We start from the raw sequence: 15,612 nt of genomic DNA on the forward strand, positions 1-15,612 counted from the left end.
GTCGCCGGCCGGAGGGTCCGTGACGCCGTCGTCGAGCGCGCCCTCCAGCGCCAGGCTCGTACAGCCGTGCACGAGCGACCGCACCGCGTAGCGCGGCAGCATCGCGGGGTCGGCCTTGTCGGTGGCCTCCGAGTCCTGGCCGCGCAGGGCGCGGTCCGGCACGCGAAGCGCGCGATGCTTCTGCGCGGCCGGCTCCGGGTCGTCGGCACTGTGCCGGCACCTGTCAGCATGTGTTCGCGGTCCGGACACGTAGCGTTGGTGTGGTGTTGGCGCCGACGTCAGCATCGCGTACCGGCCCGGCCCTATGTTTCGAGCGTGCTGACCCATCCTTCGGGCGTGCTGACCCGAGGCGTCGTCGGAAGCGTGCTGGTCCTGCTCGGAGGATTGGTGGTCTCCGCACTGCCCGACTCCGCGCCGATCCTGGACGGTGGCCCGCTGGCCGCCCTGCGCGCGCACACCGCGGGCCGGATGGTGGGGCTGTGCGTCGTGCTGCTCGGGCTGGGCCTGCTCGCCGCCGGGTGGCTCGCGCTGTGCCGGGCGGTCGCCGGCGCCGAGGGGGCGCAGTGGACGGTGGCCCTGGCGCTGGTCCGGCGGGCCACGGTGCTCTGGTCCCTGCCCCTGCTCGTGGCCCCGCCGCTGTTCTCGCGCGACGGCTGGTCGTACGCCGCGCAGGGGATGCTCGGGCACATCGGGCTGTCGCCGTACGAGTTCGGGCCGGGCGTGCTCGCGGGGCCGATCGAGGAGGCCGTCGACCCCCGCTGGTTGGGGACGCCCGCCCCCTACGGCCCGCTGCCGCTGATCTTCGGGGAGCTCGGGGCGAGCCTGACGGGCAACCCGTGGGTGCTCGTGGTGGGGCACCGGATGGTGGCGCTGATCGGACTCGTGCTGCTGGCCTGGGCCGTGCCGAGGATGGCCCGGTGGACGGGCGTCAACCCGGCCCTGGCCTCCGCCGTCGTCCTCGTCTCGCCGCTGATGATGGCCAACGGCGTCGGCGGGCTGCACAACGACCTGCTGATGGTCGGCCTGATGGCCGCCGCGCTGGTGGCCGCCGTCGAGCACAGCTGGTTCGCCGGGGCCGTGCTCGGCGGACTGGCCGCCGCCGTGAAGCTCCCCGGCGGACTGATCTGCGTGCTGGTCGTGCTGGTGTCGCTCCCCGTCGGCGCGCTGCTCGTCGACCGTCTGCGCCGCCTGGCGCTGGTCGCCGCCGTCTCGATCGGGACGCTGGTCGGGACCGGCGTACTGTGGGGTCTCGGGGTCGGCTGGATCGAGGCGCTGAGCGTCCCGGCCAGCATCGACACGCTGCTCTCGCCGCCGACCCTGCTCGGCCGCGGGCTCGACTGGGTGGCCGGGATTCTCGGGACCGGCCTGGAGCCGGACACGTTCCGGGACCTGATCCGGGCGCTCGCGATGGCCGCCCTGCTCGCGCTCTCCGCGTGGATCGCTCTGCGCCGGCGCACCGGGGACCCTGCGGACGGGGTGCGTGGGGCGGCCCTGCTCGTCGGCGCCTCGCTGCTGCTCAGTCCCGTGGTGCACCTGTGGTACTTCCTCTGGCTGGTGCCGTTCCTCGCGCCGCTCCGGTTGCCGCGCGCTGGCACCATGGCGGTGGTCGCCGTCTCGGTGCTCACCGGGCTGGTCGCACCGCTGGATTCGTCGCTGCACGGCGCCTACCTGGTCATCATGGTGGGAGCGATGTCCGTCGCCGGCCTGATGACTGTGCTGCTGCTGACGCGGCACGGCCGGGAACGCATCCGCAACATCGCCGAGGCCGACCTCGTCACGATCGCATGAGACACGCCCTCGCACGCCTCGTGGCCCGCCCGCGACGCGCCGCGGTCGGCGCGGCGGCCCTCTGCGCGATCCTGCTGTCGCTGACCGTCCTGCTCACGGACCCGCCCTACGTCACCGGCGACGAGCCCCCGCACATGGACTACGCCTACCAGGTGTGGCACGGCGAGCTCCCCGTCTTCGAGGAGGGGCTCGAGTTCCGGCCCGACCGGGCCGTGCTGCCTCCCGTGCAGTGGACCGCCCAGCATCCGCCGCTGTTCTACCTGCTCGTGTCGTGGCTCGTCGGGCCGCTGGTCGACGCCGGCCACCCCGCCGCCGCGGTGTACGCCGCCCGCGCGGTGAACATGCTGCTGGCCGGCGTGTTCGTGCTCGCGTGCTGGTGGAGCGCGAGCCGGATCTGCCGCCCGGGAAGCGTGCTGCCGCAGCTCGTGGCGCTCGTGGCGGGCCTCGCCGCCGCCGTCGCGCACGCCGGAGGGAACGCCTTCAACGACCTGGTCGCCACGCTCTGCGTGACCACGATGTTCGGCGTGGGCGCGACGGCGATCCGCCGCGGACTGGACACGCGGCTCGTCGTGCTCCTGAGCCTGCTGGCGGCGGCCTCCGCGCTGTCCCGGCTGTCCGCCGCGCTCATCGCCGTCGTCATCGGCGCCTTCGCCGTGCTGGCGGGCTCGGTGCGGGCGGCGCAGGGCCGGGGCCGGTGGGGCCCGGTGCTCGGGCTCGCGATCGGCGGCCCGGCGACGGCCCTGGCGGCCGCCGGCTGGTTCTACGCCCGCAACGTGGCGCTCACCGGGAACATCCCCGGCTCGCACTTCGACTGGGCGCTGGCCAACCAGGTCCGCGAGGTGCGGCCCGTGTGGCAGGTCGCGCTCGACCCGGTCACCTGGGCCCGCCTGCCCGACTTCTTCTGGTGGGCCGGCCGCGTCCCCCCGACGACGCCGTACTCCGCGACGACCCTGACGGTGACGGCGATCCTGCTGGTCTGGGCGCCGCTGATCATCGGCCTGCTGGTCCGGGTGCGACGAGGTGGGCCGTGGTGGTCCGGGTGGCGTCCCGCACGGCCCGGGGCGACCGGTCGCGGGACGGCCGGTCGCCGGACGACGCGGGGCGCACGTCCCGGCGCGCCGGACCGGCCCGGCGCCGTCGCTCCGCGAATCGCCGGCGGCGCCCCCGTGGCCGACGACGCACATCCCGCGGACCGGCTGCTGGTCGCCCTCCTGCCCTGGGCGGCCGTCACCACCTCGGTGACCGCGCAGGTGCTGTACACGGCCGCGAGCGGCGGGATGTACCCGCGCTATCTGCTCCCCGTGGCGCTTCCGGTGTTCCTCGCCGTGGCCGCCGGGCTCGCATGGCGGCCACGGCTGCTCGTGCCGCTGTGGGCGGCGGTCGCGATCGGAGACCTCGTCAGCTGGCTTTTCGCGGAACTGACCACCCCGGCGCAGCCTGGCCTCTACGCGGAGCCGACGGCGATCGCGACCGCGGCGGGTGTGCTGGGGGTCTGCGGCACGCTTGCCGCGACCTGGGCCACGATGCGCACGCTCCGCGCCGCGGGGCCGGAGAACCCGGGCAGCGCACCGGCGCCGGTGGGCGCGGGCGTGGGCGTCGGCGCGGGCCGATCACGAGGATCGCTCGAAAATGCGTAACCGATCGGTTACGCTTCGTGGATGCAGGGAGCCAGAGCGATCGCCGACCCGGTGCGCCGGGAGATTCTGGAGTTGCTCCATGCCGCGCCACGGTCGGCGGGCACGATCGCCGAGCACTTCGCGATCAGCCGTCCCGCCGTGAGCAAGCACCTGAGGATCCTCCGGGACTGCGGCGTGATCGAGGCGACCGCTGTCGGCCGGCACCGGGTCTATGCGCTGCGCACCGAACCGCTGAGGGAGGTAGCCGCCTACCTCGACCGCCTGCTCGGGCCCGCGCTGCCGGGGCGGCTCGACGCGCTCGCGACCGAGGTCGCCAGGACCCGACGGGAACGACATGCCGCTCAGGCCGCACCGGGATCCGACCCCAAGGAGAAGACAGCATGACCACCCCCACCCCGAGCGGCCGGCTTGTTCCCGCCGCCGACGGACACGATCTCGCATTCACCCGCACCTTGCCAGGGTCGATCCAGGACGCCTGGGCCGCCGTCACCGAGCCTCAGCGCACCGCGCGCTGGATCGGCCGGTGGGAAGGCACGGGCGCGATCGGTGAGACGGTGAAACTCCAGCTCGGCTTCGAGGAAAGCGCACCCTGGGCGAACGTCAGGATCACCGAATGCGACGCACCCCGGCGGCTGCGAGTCCTGACCATGGACGAGAACGGCTCCTGGGACCTGTCACTCGATCTGACCGGCACCGGGGAACGCACTGAACTGCGCTTCGTCATGCACCGTGTCGACCCGGCCACGATCGGTGAGATCGGGCCCGGCTGGGAGTTCTACCTCGATCAGCTCGTGGCGTCGATCTCGGGCTCGCCACTGCCACGGTTCGACGACTACTTCCCCGCCCAGCGGGAGTACTTCGAAAGGCAAGGCCGCTAGCCCGACGGCATGCGCGTGGTTCGTCCGTCGTCGGGCCGAGCTCGCGCATGCGTGCCGGAGCCGCGCCCACGCACACCGGATCACCGGCTGCCGGCGACTCGGCCGGCTCGTCCCGCGGACGCAGGAAGCCCGGGCGCCTCGGTGGAGGCCAGGAGGGCGAGCCTGGCCGCGTCGCCGGATCCCGCGTCGGGGTGATGGACGACGAGCATCAGGTCCTCGGCCCCGCCGATGCTCAGGCGTTCGCGGTTGAGCGTCAGCTCCCCGACCCGCGGGTGGTCGATCCGGATCGGTGTCCCGCGTTGCCCCCGTACCTCGTGCCGCGCCCAGAGCCCGCGGAAGTACGGGCTGGCCTGCGAGAGCTCGTCGGTGAGCGCGACGAGGCGGGGGTCGTCGACGTCGTTGCCCACGACCTGCCGCAGGTTGGCGACGAAGCACTCCGTGACGCTCTTCCACTCCGGGTACAGGGCCTGCACGGAAGGGTCGAGGAACAGGTCGCGCAGCTGGTTGCCGCCCTTGACGAGGCGGGGGTCAAGGGCGCTCGCGGGCGGGTTCGCGGCCAGGATGTCGAAGTACCGGTTCTCGATGAAGGCGGGCTGGGCGAGTGAGCCCAGCAGCTTGAGCACGCCGGCCGACGGGGTCTCCTCGCGGGACCTGGCTCGGTACCGGCCGGGTACCTCCCCGACGAGCGTCAGCAGGTGGGCGAAGTGGTCGTCGTCGAGCCGCAGGACCCGGGCGATGGACTCGAGCACCTGGACCGAAGGGTTCCGATCGCGCCCGCGTTCCAGCCGGAGGTAGTAGTCGGCACTGATGCCGGCGAGCATCGCGACCTCCTCGCGCCGCAGGCCGGGAACCCGCCGCACGCCCGCGTCGGGGAGGCCGACCTGACGCGGCGTCACCAGCTCGCGTCGTGCGCGCAGGTAGGTGCCCAGCGCATTCGTCGTCCTCCTCATGCGGCCGGCCCCCGGCGTCTCGCCGCCCGTGAAGGGGGTCCTGCCACACCCCGGGCCGGAGGGGGCACTGGGTGCGAAGCGCGTGGGTGCATAGCGTTCCCAACGGCTCGTCCGGGCCGCATATTTCGAGACGAAGGGCAGACGCATGACCGTCACGCTGATCACCGGGGCCACCAAGGGCATCGGCTTCGAGAGTGCCAGGCAGCTTCTCGAGCTCGGCCACACCGTCTACATCGGCGCGCGCGACGCCGAGCGCGGCGAGAAGGCCGCCGCCGGGCTCGGCGCGCGGTTCGTGCGGCTCGATGTGACCGACGACGCGTCGGTGACCGGCGCGCTCGCGACGATCGAGGCGGCCGAGGGCCGCCTCGACGTGCTGGTGAACAACGCCGGCATCCTCGGGAACGAGGCCCTCGACGGACCGACCGCGCTGCGGGTCTTCGACACGAACGCCGTCGGGATCGTGCGTGTCACGGAGGCCGCGCTGCCCCTGCTGCGCACGTCGGCCAACCCCACGGTGGTGACCGTCTCGAGCAGCGCGGGATCCTTCTGGGCCGTCACCAATCCGGACCGGCCCGAGTACCACCTCCCGCTCGCCCTCTACTCCGCGTCCAAGGCGGCGGCCACCATGCTCACGATCCAGTACGCCAAGGCCCACCCCGGCATCAAGTTCAACGCGGTCGAGCCCGGAACGACCGCCACCGACATGACCGCGGCCTTCGGCATCGGGCGCGCCCCCGAGGAGAGCGCCCGGATCGTCGTGCGCCTGGCGACCCTCGACGCGGACGGACCCACGGGGACCTTCCAGGACGAGAACGGTGACCTGGCCTGGTAGGCACGACCGATCTCCGGGCAACCGGGCCGGGGCGGCTCGCAACCGGAGCCGGCCCGGCCCGAGGCAGGCTCAGCCTGCCGTCAGTGCCGCCAGGGCGCGGTCCATCGCGGCGTTGAACTCCTCGGGGGCCAGTGGCAGTCGGGACTTGACGTCCCGGCTCCACTGGTCGGCCAGGACCTCGGCGGCGCCCTTCTCGACGCCGTCGAGCGCGGCGTCGGCCAGGTCCGACGGCGCGAGCTTGTCCACCGCCCACCCGGCGGACATGTCGGTGTCGGCCAGACCCAGGTGGACCGCGGTCACGAGCGTGCCCTGTCCGGCGAGTTCCAGGCGCACACCGTTGGTCATGGCCCACGCGGCGGCCTTGGTCATGTGGTAGGAGTTGGCGCCGTTGACCCCGAACCACGACATGGCCGACAGGACGTTCACGACGGCGCCCCCGCCGTTCGCGGCGAGCGCCGGCGCGAGCTCGCGGATCATGGCCAGGCTGCCGAACATGTTGGTCTCCAGCTCGTGGCGCACGGCCTCGAGCGAGCCGGTGACCAGGCCGGTGCCGGTCTGGATGCCCGCGTTGTTGACCAGCAGCGAGACGTCGGGTGCCGCCTGGGCGGCGGCGCGCACGGACGCGGGGTCGGTGACGTCCAGGGCCAGCGCCTCCACGCCGGGCAGGTCCACGGTCTCGGGACGGCGGGCGGTGGCGTAGACCTTGCTTGCGCCCCGCTCGAGCAGGCGCTGCGCGAAGGCGCGGCCCAGGCCGCGGTTGGCTCCGGTGACGAGGGCGACCGAGTTGGTGATATCCATGTCCGACACGGTAAAACCTGACATTGATGTCAGAGGCAAGAGCCGGCAGCCGAGACCAGCAGTGAGACAGGTCACGGTGGTCCGACGTCCAGCCAGTCGAGGAACGACGCGCGGATCTGCTCGATCACTTCACGCGCGGCCGACCCCGCCGCGGCCGTCGCCGCGAGTTCGACCACGGTCCAGGCCTTGGCGAGGAGAATGTCGTCGACACCCAGGGCATCGTTCCCGTAGGCGGCCACCATCGATGCGGCGGCCTCCCGGTCCGGGAGCCCGGGCAGGACGATCGCGAGATCGATCGCCGGCGAGGCCACGGTGATTCGCTCCCAGTCCACGAGCACCGGGCTGTCATGGTCGTCAAGACGCCAGTTGAGCGGGTTGGGGTCACCCGAGACGACCCGATCCGGGAAGAACAGGTCCTGAGCGCGTTCCGCCAGGTCCGCCAGGCGCCCGGCCGTGGCCTGGTCGGCATCCAGAGCCACGCATGCCGCCGCGGTGAGCGACGGGTCCCACCGGGGCCGGTACCGATCGGACAGATGCTCCACCAGTTCCCGCGGCATGGCATGGAGTCCGCGCAGCATGTCGACCACGCGACCATCCGCTCCCCAGCGTTCCCGTGGGAGCGCCCGCGGCAGGTGCTCCATGACCACCCAGTCGTCGCCTGCCGAATCCCCCGTCGCGTCGACGACGGCGAGTGTGCGCGGAACCCGGACGCCGTGACGGGCCAACGGATCGACCAGCTCGGTGGCGGCGGCGACCTCGACCCGGGTAACCGGACCCTTCACCACGACGGTGCGCCACCGCCCGTGCACGGCCACGACCGTCCGGCCCGACAGGCCGCCCAGCCGCTCGATACCCTCGACACCGCCCGCGTGCCGGGCAACCGCCGTGACGACAGCGGCGGGCAGTTCTGCGGTCGCGCTCATGCTCCTCCTCGATCGGGCCTCACGGCGTCCGCGGCGCATACCGACTCAATGCCGCGACCGGGCGCCCCGACCCGACGAGCTGACACGACACGACAGGCCCCGGACAACTGCCCGGAGGACACCGGTCAGACGATCGACGACCCGCCTTCAACGGGCTTCCCGTTCCGCCGCATCCTTCCAGGCGGTCAACGTGCGGCGCATCATCTCCCCCATCGCACGGGACAGGATCATCCCGACAACGGGCCGCAGCAGCGGCGTCGTCGGCATGAACGAGTAGGCCCAGTGGATGCGCGTCGCGCCGTCGTCGTCGGCGTACGCGAATCGGGCGACCGCGTAGCGGGCAGCAAGGCGCAGGCGCGGGTCGGTGAAGCCCCAGATCATGTACCGGAACTCGTCGGGCGTGTCGTCGAGGACCTCTTCGGCCAGGTAATGGCCGGTCGCCTGCTCGACCCGCCGGCGGTGTCCTGTGCGATCGACGGCCGGGTCGAAGTCGCCCCGGAGGTTCACCGTGCCCACGACGCGGGTGAGGTCGTCTGCGGTCTCGATCATGTCCCCGAGTTCCCTACCAGGGGCGTTCACCCAGGCCAGGAACGTCACGCGGGGGACGTCGACGCGAACGTCGCGGACGACGGACGCGTAGCCCGCCACTGCGGGCTCTGGCCGCGGGCCGGAGTAGTCGGGTGGTGTCGCCATGAGTGCTCCCGTGGTTGACGTTGTCAATCAGAGGCTAGAGACACCGAGTTGACGCCGTCAACCACCCGGGCGGTCGATGCACGCCGCCGGTCCGCGACCGCGACCAGGGTGAGCCCGCGACCAACGTCGGCGCGGACCCTCAGCCGCGCACCGAAGCTTGGAGGTAACCCAGCAGGTCGTCGATGACGCCGTCGGGGTCGGTGTTCCACTTGCCGCCGACGGCGAGGTGCCCGTCCAAGGCGAGCTCGACGGATCCGTGCACCACCGCCTGGAGGAGGCCGGTCAGACGATCGGAGTCGCCCTCCGGCAGCGCGCCGTCGGCCTGGGCCTTCCGCACGGTCCCCGTGAGCGCGACACGCGCGTCGTGCGCAGCCTCCGCCAGGCTTTCGAACGGCGTCGACCACCGGCCGAAGACCAGCCGGAACCGGGCCGGGTGAGCCAGCGCCCACGCGGCGTAGGCGCCCAGCACCTCGCGGAGCACCTCCGCCCCCTGCCTCTCGTCCTTCAGCAGCCCGGTGACGGTGTCAGCCAACCCGGACAGCTCACGCGCGGCGACGTCGGCGAGCAGCGCCTCCTTGCTGGCGAAGTGCTTGTACGGGGCGTTGTGCGAGACGCCCGCGCGCCGGCCCACCTCCCGGAGGGTGACCGCCTCGGGACCGCCGGCGTCGAGCAGGTCCGTGGCGGCGCCGATCAGCAGTTCCCGCGTGGTGGGTGGCACCCACCGACTATAGCCAGCGACGCCGGGCAACCCTGGTTGACACTGTCCACCTGGATCGTTAGGTTGACACTGACAACCTAACGTGGAGAGGCAACCACCATGAGCTTCATCGGCAACGAGTCCGTCCGCGACGGCTCCCCTGCGACCACCTCGGACGGCCTGCTGGCCGGCAAGGTCGCCTTCATCACCGGGGCCGGGCGCGGGATCGGCGCCGCCGCCGCACGCCTGTTCGCGCGGGAGGGCGCCGCCGTCGTCCTGGCCGCCCGGACCGAGAAGCAACTCGAGGAGACCGTCGCCGGGATCCGGGACAACGGCGGAGTCGCCGACCACACCGTCTGCGACCTCGCCGACGGCGACGCCGTGCGCGACGCCGTCGGCCATGTACTCGAACTGCACGGCCGGCTCGACGTCGCGTTCAACAACGGGGCCGCGGTCCAGACGCCGGGCCCGCTCGACGGGATGCCCGAGGACGAGATCGATCACGTCTACTCGGTCAACTTCCGCGGGCAGTGGCTCGCGATCGCCGCGGAGGTCGCCGCGATCCGGGCCACCTCGAAGACCGGCGCCATCGTCAACACGTCGACCGTCGGCAGCTTCCGCGGCAACAGCGTGCTGCCGGCCTACGGCGCGATGAAGAGCGCCCTGAACAGCCTCACCCGGTCGGCCGCCGCCACCTACGGCCCCGAGGGCATCCGGGTCAACGCCATCGCGCCCGGCACCACCCACACCGCGATGATCGAGGCCTGGGAGCAGAACACTCCCGGGATCGTCGACCGCTTCAACGCGATGACACCGCTCGGGCGCGGTGCCCGGCCGGAGGAGATCGCCGAGGCCGCGGCCTGGCTCCTCAGCGACCGCGCGTCGTACGTGACGGGGACGGTGATCCCGGTCGACGGCGGCATGACGGCCTGACTCGAGGGCAACCACGCCGCGAGCGCGCGGGCGGCCCTGAGCAAGGCCGCTAGCGTCCTCGGGGCCGCGTGTCCTTCCCGTCGAGCCAGAGCCGGTCGCTCGCGTCTCGGTGGGCGCCCGTGGAGCCGATGTGCTTGCCGCCGATCCGGTCGCCCTTGGTGATGACGTGCGTGACGGCCATCGCGTGGCCGTGGCCGAGCCCGTAGGCCTCCTTGAGCCACGCGACGACGGGCGTCGCCTTGCTGCCGGGACCGAAGCCCTGCTCGTGGGCGAGGTCGATGAACTGTCGCGGGTTCAACCCCGTCTTGGTCTCGACGTTGTCGAGGTATGCCTGGAAGGACATCAGCGGTTCTCCTGGATCATCGTGGGCGAGGCGTGGATGCACATCATGCGCAGCGTTTCCGTGCCGGTGTTGGTGAAGCCGTGCCAGACGTCCGGCTGGACGACGGCGGTGTCGCCGGCCCGGGCGACGGCCTTCTGGTCGCCGATCGTGATCGTGGCCTCGCCCTCCAGGACGGACCACGTCTCGCTGTACGGGTGGCGGTGCAGCCCGGGGCCCTGGCCCGGGTCGTTGGTGACGAGGAAGAACGAGACGCCCGAGCCGTGGTCACGGCCCTCGTAGCGCAGGGTGCGCGAGCCGGGAATGCGGATCGTCTCGGCGGGTACCACGGTCATGTCTACTCCTTGCAGGGTCCGGAGGGTCTCGGGCCGGCCTCGCGGCCGGCATGCCCCCAGCTTCGTCGCGGCCGCACCGGCGCACTACGGTTTCGACGTGCATCGAAACGTGGTCGAGTTCCGCCTCGCACCCGACGACATCTCCGCCATCCGATTCGGCGTCTCACCCGGCCATGAGCTCGCCCACGCCGTGCGGGTGCTCGGGCAGCCGCACTACCACCCGCTCCAGTGGGGGTGGCTGCGCCGGGCGCGCGGCCAGGTCCCGGCGCGAGCCTTCGACCTGCTGCGCCTCCTTGTCGGCCCCGACGGGTACATGCCCGACTTCCTCACCTCGACCCCCGGCTGGGACCTCACGCCCGAGGATGAGCTGGCGCGCCTGCGCGACGCCGACCTGGTTCCGCTCCGGGTCGACCTGCTCAAGCGCGTGGACCGCACGAGCGGGACCGAGCAACGGCTGCTGCGCGCCCTGGCAGACGACCCGGAGCACGCCCGGTCCACCGCCGCCGACGCCTGGGAGAAGTGCTGGGACGCCCTGCTCGCCCCGTACTGGCCGCAGCTCGAGCGCATCCTGCGGGCCGACGTCGCCGTCCGCACGCGGCGAGCGACGACGGACGGGCTCGCGGCGATGGTCGGCACCCTGCACGAGGCCGTCAGCTGGGCCCCGCACGCGGTGCGCGTCCGCCTGCGCCTGCACGGCGAGATCCTCGACTGCGCGGGCAGCGGGCTCGTGCTCGTGCCGTCCGTGATGGCGCCCCGTTGCGCCGTCGTCACCGAACCACCCGCACAGCCCACCCTCTTCTACCCGGCGCTCGGCGTCTCCGAACGCTGGGCCGACGACCGCCCGCCCGCCGCCGACGCGCTCGCCGGCCTGCTCGGCGCGGGACGGGCGAGCGTGCTGCTCGCCGTGGGAGCGCCGCTGTCCACCAGCGAGGTCGCGACCGCCTGCGGGCTCGCCGTCTCGACCGCCTCGCACCACCTGTCGCTGCTGAGCGCCGCCCGCCTGGTCGACGCCCGGCGCGACGGCGCGCGGGTGCTGCACGTGCGCACGCCGCTCGGGGAGGCACTGGCCGGGATGTGATCGCGCTGGTCCGTCATTCCTCGAACCAGTCGGCCCGGTAGCGGTCGCGGAACGCGGCGGCGGCCTCGGCAGATCGCGCGGAGAACATGACGGTCCCCGCCTCCAGCAGGACGACGTCGTCCGCCAGCAGCCATCGGGCCGCGGCCGACTCGTCCAGCGGCTGCGACAGACTCAGCGGGGTTCCTCTGCCGATCAGGTCGTCGAGTTCGGAGCGTCATCCATATCGTCGCGACGGAGACGTCGCGCCACAGCGACTCGAACACCAGCCAGTGCACGACCGCGTCGGTGAACGATGTCGCCCAGGGCTCCCACCACTGCTCGGACGGCTCGAACCGCGGCGCTGCTGCGCGAGCTGGTCGGCCCGTCCGGATCGGTGGTTGCCGTCGACATCGACGACCCGTCCACGCGCGACGCGCCGGCCCTGCCCGCCGTCGTTCTCGCGGTGGTCGCGGACGCGAACCCGCCGACGGCGCTCTGCCGATAGGCTCGCCACGTGGGGCGATGTCAGGAAGGGACGTGATGTCGGAAGCTTTCTGGCCGTCGGTGGAGATCGCGGCGGCGATCGTCGTCGTCAGCGTTCCGGTCATGTGGCTGGTCGCGATACTCGCCGCGAAGGTGCTGCGCTGGCCCTCACGGAAGACCGTCGAACGCTGGGAGCGCCGCGCGCAGCGGAACCCGAACGCGGACGGGCCGATGACGCCCATGCTCTTCACGGTCCTGGTCCTGGGGCTCGCCCTCCCACTCAACGTCGGCGTCGTGCTGCTCCCGCACTTCTCGGAGACCGACGGTCCGACGCCGGTCGCGGGCGTCCTGGCGGGGACCACCGTCGTGCTCGCCCTGTCGATCCCGACCGGACTCTGGTGGCGCCGCTCCCGCCCCCGAGAGCGGACGACCGTCCGTCCCGCCCGGCCCGCGCCACCCCCTGGCACGCCGGTCTGGACCGGTGACCGGGACGGGTACCGGATCGAGGTGCGCGCGAAACGGCTGTCCATGGCCGGACTCACGTGGCTCGTTCTTCTCGGCGTCGTGATCGGTGCGGCCATCCTGGTGACGCCGCTCATCGCGCTGCAGGCGGAGACCGGGATCGCGCTGGGCCGTCGCGAGATCGTGCTGGTGGGCCTGCTGGTCGGGATCCCGTTCGCGGGGGCCTTCCTCTTCGCCCTGCGCCGCAACATCGCCACCTACCGCGTGGAGATCTCCTCCCGAGGGGTGCGGGTTGCGTCGGACCGGGAGTCCTTCGAGTGGACGTGGACACAGGTCGACCGGCTCACCCTCCGCACGGACAGCGACTACGCCCGCGTCGGTGTCAGGTCCCGGCTCCGTGGCGACCTCACGCTGATGATCGGGGTCATGAATCGTGGGCGAGGCACGGCGGAGCTGCCCTACCGCCTGCGCGCGCTCGTTGTCGACCAGGGCTTCACCGAACGGCACCCGCCGGCCAACGCCCCCGGCCTCCACCGCTTCACCTCCGCCGACGGCTGAGCCCAGACGCGATTGCTTCGCGGATCCGCCGGTGCCGGTCGCAAGCGGATTCGCGCGGTCGACCGAGACGCCGTCGGTCGTCGTGGGAGCTCATGAGCGCCGGGCGCGCATGTGCCAGAGCAGCCAGATGAAGTAGGGCGTGCCGATCGCGGCGGTCACCAGTCCGGCGGGGAGCTGGTCCGGTGCCAGGACCACTCGTCCGACGATGTCGGCGGTGACGACGAGGAGCGCGCCGAGCAGCGCGGCCAGCGGGAGCAGGAGTGCGTGGCGCTTGCCCACGACCAGGCGGGCGGCGTGGGGCGCGACCAGCCCGACGAACGCGATCACTCCGACGCCGGCCGTGGCGGCCGCGGTCAGCAGCACGGCCAGGAACAGCGCGCCACGGCGCAGTCCCGGCACGTTCACCCCGAGGGATCGTGGTGTGGTCTCGTCGAGCTGGACGAGATCGAGTTCCCGGTGCCAGGCGGACAGGGTCACGGCGCACACGGCCAGCACCACGAGAGTCGGGACGAGTGAGCCGAAGGTGGCTCCGTAGGTGGAACCGCCCAGCCAGGTGACCGCGGCGTTCTGGTTCCACGGATCGGTCCGCACGAGCAGGAGCGTGGTCAGGGCGCTGGCAGCGGCCCCGATCCCCACGCCCACGAGGACCAGCCGGCCCTGGTCGGCACCGCCGCGCGCGCCCAGGACGAACAGGGCGATGGTGGCCATGGACGCCCCAGCCAGCGCGCCGCCGAGGGTCGTGGCGAAACCGACGCTCGCCCCGGCCACGATCGTGACCACGGCGCCCAGCCCGGCCGAGGCGGAGATGCCCAGGATGCCGGGATCGGCCAACGGGTTCCTGGTGACGGCCTGGACCAGGGCACCGGCCAGGGCAAGCGCCGCACCGGCCGTGAGCGCCGCGGCCATGCGCGGGACACGGGTCTCGAGGATCACCTCGATCCGGACCGAGGCGGCACCACGCAGCCAGTTGGCCACGTCCCCGAGCAGCACGGTGGAGTCCCCGAGCAGGATGCCCGCCGTGCCCGCGCCCACCAGCAGCACGAGCGTCCCCAGCACCAGGAGCCACGGGGCACGGCGGCCGATCGTCGTCCCGCTGCGCAACGACGCGAGCGCCTCCCCGGCCAGGCCGGTGCGCATCCGCTGGGCCAGCGCCACCATGAAGACGGCGCCGAGGATCGTGGTGGCCACTCCGGTGGGGAGGGTGACGCCCTGCACGGCACCGAACATCTCGCGCACCGCGACGTCCGCCGTCAGGACGAGGGCGATCCCGGCGACGGCGCTGACCGGGATCAGTACCCGGTGCCTGCGCAGTGGCGGGATCGCCCGCGCGAGCAGGCGCATGAGGACGGGTGCGCACAGGCCGACGAAGCCGATCGGGCCGGCGAGGGTGACGGCCGACGTGGCCAGCAGCACCGCCAGGGCGACGAGTGCGATGCGGGTGCGGCCGACGGCGATGCCGAGGGAACGGGCCGCGTCGTCGCCGAGCTGCAGGAGGTCCAGGCGGCGGCCCAGCAGCACCACGGCGAGTATGCCGGCGACCACGACCGGGGCGAGCGCCGTGACTGCCGCCGCGCCGTTCTGCGCCAGGGATCCGGCGCCCCAGGCGAACATGCCCTGCGTCTGCCACGGGAACAGGACCAGGAGCACCGAGGTGACGGCGGACAACCCCAGGGTCAGTGCGGAGCCGGCCAGCACCAGCCGGATCGCGGAGACCTGGGTACCGGCGGAGACCGCGATCACGAGGGACGCGGCGGCAAGACCGCCGGCGAACGCGACGGTGGCGCTGCCGAACAGCCCGAGCGGGATGCCGGTGACGGCCAGGATCGTCAGGGCGAGGTAGGCGCCCGCGTTGACGGCGGTGGTGTCCGGCGACGCGAGCGGGTTGCGGGCGACGCCCTGCATGGTGGCGCCGGCTGCGCCGAGCGCCGATCCCACCACCAGGGCCGCCAGCAGACGGGGCAGCCGGGACTGGGCGAGGACGGCGCCGTCGGTCCCGGCCGCCTGGCCGGTGAGCACCTGCCAGAGGCCCGCCAGGTCGAGATCGGCGGTGCCCTGGGTCAGATGGACGACGACGGCGCCGGCCAGCCACGCGAGTACGGCCAGGATCGCTCCGGCCGCCGCCCACCGGGATCGCGTCGTCGTGGGCGCGGGTCCTGGACGGGTGGGGACGGCACGGGGGCCCGTGGTGCGCCCGGGTGAGGGCTCGCCGACCGGTCGCGTGAGCTGCTGGGTGACGCCGTCGCTCATG

17 protein-coding genes are annotated in these 15,612 nt (G+C 72.9%); 9 read left to right on the top strand and 8 right to left on the bottom strand.

What is annotated here, in order from left to right; all coding sequences use genetic code 11:
* Window positions 1-315: 315 nt before the first annotated feature.
* The 4 genes from mptB to IIE03_RS22210 are packed head-to-tail and all read left to right on the top strand — an operon-like array spanning window position 316 to window position 4,303.
* Entirely contained in the window at window positions 316-1,788 is a 1,473-nt protein-coding gene (gene mptB, locus IIE03_RS22195; RefSeq protein WP_192864938.1) for a polyprenol phosphomannose-dependent alpha 1,6 mannosyltransferase MptB, read from the top strand.
* Window positions 1,785-3,425: a hypothetical protein gene (locus IIE03_RS22200; protein ID WP_192864939.1), complete on the top strand. Its 1,641-nt coding sequence runs from the start codon at window positions 1,785-1,787 to the stop codon at window positions 3,423-3,425. Before mptB ends, IIE03_RS22200 begins: the two co-directional genes overlap by 4 nt.
* A gap of 21 nt (window positions 3,426-3,446) precedes the next feature.
* Entirely contained in the window at window positions 3,447-3,809 is a 363-nt protein-coding gene (locus IIE03_RS22205; protein WP_192864940.1) for a metalloregulator ArsR/SmtB family transcription factor, read from the top strand.
* On the top strand, window positions 3,806-4,303 hold the full coding sequence (locus IIE03_RS22210) for an SRPBCC family protein (protein ID WP_192864941.1): 498 nt from the start codon (window positions 3,806-3,808) through the stop codon (window positions 4,301-4,303). Before IIE03_RS22205 ends, IIE03_RS22210 begins: the two co-directional genes overlap by 4 nt.
* A gap of 80 nt (window positions 4,304-4,383) precedes the next feature.
* On the opposite strand, the gene IIE03_RS22215 is transcribed toward IIE03_RS22210, so the two are convergent.
* Window positions 4,384-5,253: a helix-turn-helix domain-containing protein gene (locus tag IIE03_RS22215; RefSeq protein WP_192864942.1), complete on the bottom strand. Its 870-nt coding sequence runs from the start codon at window positions 5,251-5,253 to the stop codon at window positions 4,384-4,386.
* Between the two features lie 145 nt (window positions 5,254-5,398).
* Between IIE03_RS22215 and IIE03_RS22220 the strand changes: the two genes are divergently transcribed.
* The gene (locus IIE03_RS22220) at window positions 5,399-6,085 is read left to right on the top strand and encodes an SDR family NAD(P)-dependent oxidoreductase (protein ID WP_192864943.1); all 687 of its coding nucleotides are present in this window, start codon (window positions 5,399-5,401) and stop codon (window positions 6,083-6,085) included.
* Window positions 6,086-6,154: 69 nt separating this feature from the next.
* Here IIE03_RS22220 and IIE03_RS22225 read toward each other — a convergent pair whose 3' ends face one another.
* The 4 genes from IIE03_RS22225 to IIE03_RS22240 all read right to left on the bottom strand — a co-directional run bounded on the left by IIE03_RS22225 (window position 6,155) and on the right by IIE03_RS22240 (window position 9,217).
* A complete protein-coding gene (locus IIE03_RS22225) occupies window positions 6,155-6,883 on the bottom strand; it encodes an SDR family oxidoreductase (RefSeq protein WP_192864944.1) in 729 nt (242 codons plus the stop codon).
* A 71-nt stretch (window positions 6,884-6,954) separates the two neighbouring features.
* Window positions 6,955-7,806 (bottom strand): phosphotransferase family protein, encoded by an 852-nt coding sequence (locus IIE03_RS22230; RefSeq protein ID WP_192864945.1) that lies wholly within the window; start codon window positions 7,804-7,806, stop codon window positions 6,955-6,957.
* A gap of 147 nt (window positions 7,807-7,953) precedes the next feature.
* Window positions 7,954-8,499 (bottom strand): SRPBCC family protein, encoded by a 546-nt coding sequence (locus tag IIE03_RS22235; protein ID WP_192864946.1) that lies wholly within the window; start codon window positions 8,497-8,499, stop codon window positions 7,954-7,956.
* Window positions 8,500-8,638: 139 nt separating this feature from the next.
* Window positions 8,639-9,217, bottom strand: a complete 579-nt coding sequence (locus tag IIE03_RS22240) for a TetR/AcrR family transcriptional regulator (RefSeq protein ID WP_192864947.1) — start codon at window positions 9,215-9,217, stop codon at window positions 8,639-8,641.
* A gap of 99 nt (window positions 9,218-9,316) precedes the next feature.
* Between IIE03_RS22240 and IIE03_RS22245 the strand changes: the two genes are divergently transcribed.
* Window positions 9,317-10,129 (top strand): SDR family NAD(P)-dependent oxidoreductase, encoded by an 813-nt coding sequence (locus IIE03_RS22245; protein ID WP_192864948.1) that lies wholly within the window; start codon window positions 9,317-9,319, stop codon window positions 10,127-10,129.
* A 49-nt stretch (window positions 10,130-10,178) separates the two neighbouring features.
* On the opposite strand, the gene IIE03_RS22250 is transcribed toward IIE03_RS22245, so the two are convergent.
* A complete protein-coding gene (locus tag IIE03_RS22250) occupies window positions 10,179-10,472 on the bottom strand; it encodes a DUF4287 domain-containing protein (protein ID WP_192864949.1) in 294 nt (97 codons plus the stop codon).
* Complete coding sequence (locus tag IIE03_RS22255) at window positions 10,472-10,804, bottom strand: cupin domain-containing protein (protein ID WP_192864950.1); 333 nt, start codon at window positions 10,802-10,804, stop codon at window positions 10,472-10,474. The genes IIE03_RS22250 and IIE03_RS22255 overlap by 1 nt, the downstream gene beginning before the upstream one ends.
* Window positions 10,805-10,901: 97 nt before the next feature.
* On the opposite strand from IIE03_RS22255, the gene IIE03_RS22260 reads away from it, so the two are divergent.
* The 3 genes from IIE03_RS22260 to IIE03_RS22270 all read left to right on the top strand — a co-directional run bounded on the left by IIE03_RS22260 (window position 10,902) and on the right by IIE03_RS22270 (window position 13,364).
* Window positions 10,902-11,882 (top strand): DUF5937 family protein, encoded by a 981-nt coding sequence (locus IIE03_RS22260; RefSeq protein WP_318843122.1) that lies wholly within the window; start codon window positions 10,902-10,904, stop codon window positions 11,880-11,882.
* Between the two features lie 292 nt (window positions 11,883-12,174).
* Window positions 12,175-12,366, top strand: coding sequence for a hypothetical protein (locus tag IIE03_RS22265; protein ID WP_192864952.1), 192 nt, complete (start codon window positions 12,175-12,177; stop codon window positions 12,364-12,366).
* A gap of 35 nt (window positions 12,367-12,401) precedes the next feature.
* Window positions 12,402-13,364 (top strand): hypothetical protein, encoded by a 963-nt coding sequence (locus tag IIE03_RS22270; RefSeq protein ID WP_192864953.1) that lies wholly within the window; start codon window positions 12,402-12,404, stop codon window positions 13,362-13,364.
* Window positions 13,365-13,454: 90 nt separating this feature from the next.
* Here IIE03_RS22270 and IIE03_RS22275 read toward each other — a convergent pair whose 3' ends face one another.
* On the bottom strand, window positions 13,455-15,611 hold the full coding sequence (locus tag IIE03_RS22275; protein ID WP_192864954.1) for an iron ABC transporter permease: 2,157 nt from the start codon (window positions 15,609-15,611) through the stop codon (window positions 13,455-13,457).
* Window position 15,612 lies beyond the last annotated feature (1 nt).

The organism is Myceligenerans pegani (genome assembly GCF_014892515.1).
In the GTDB taxonomy this organism is placed as follows: Bacteria; Actinomycetota; Actinomycetes; order Actinomycetales; family Cellulomonadaceae; genus Myceligenerans; species Myceligenerans pegani.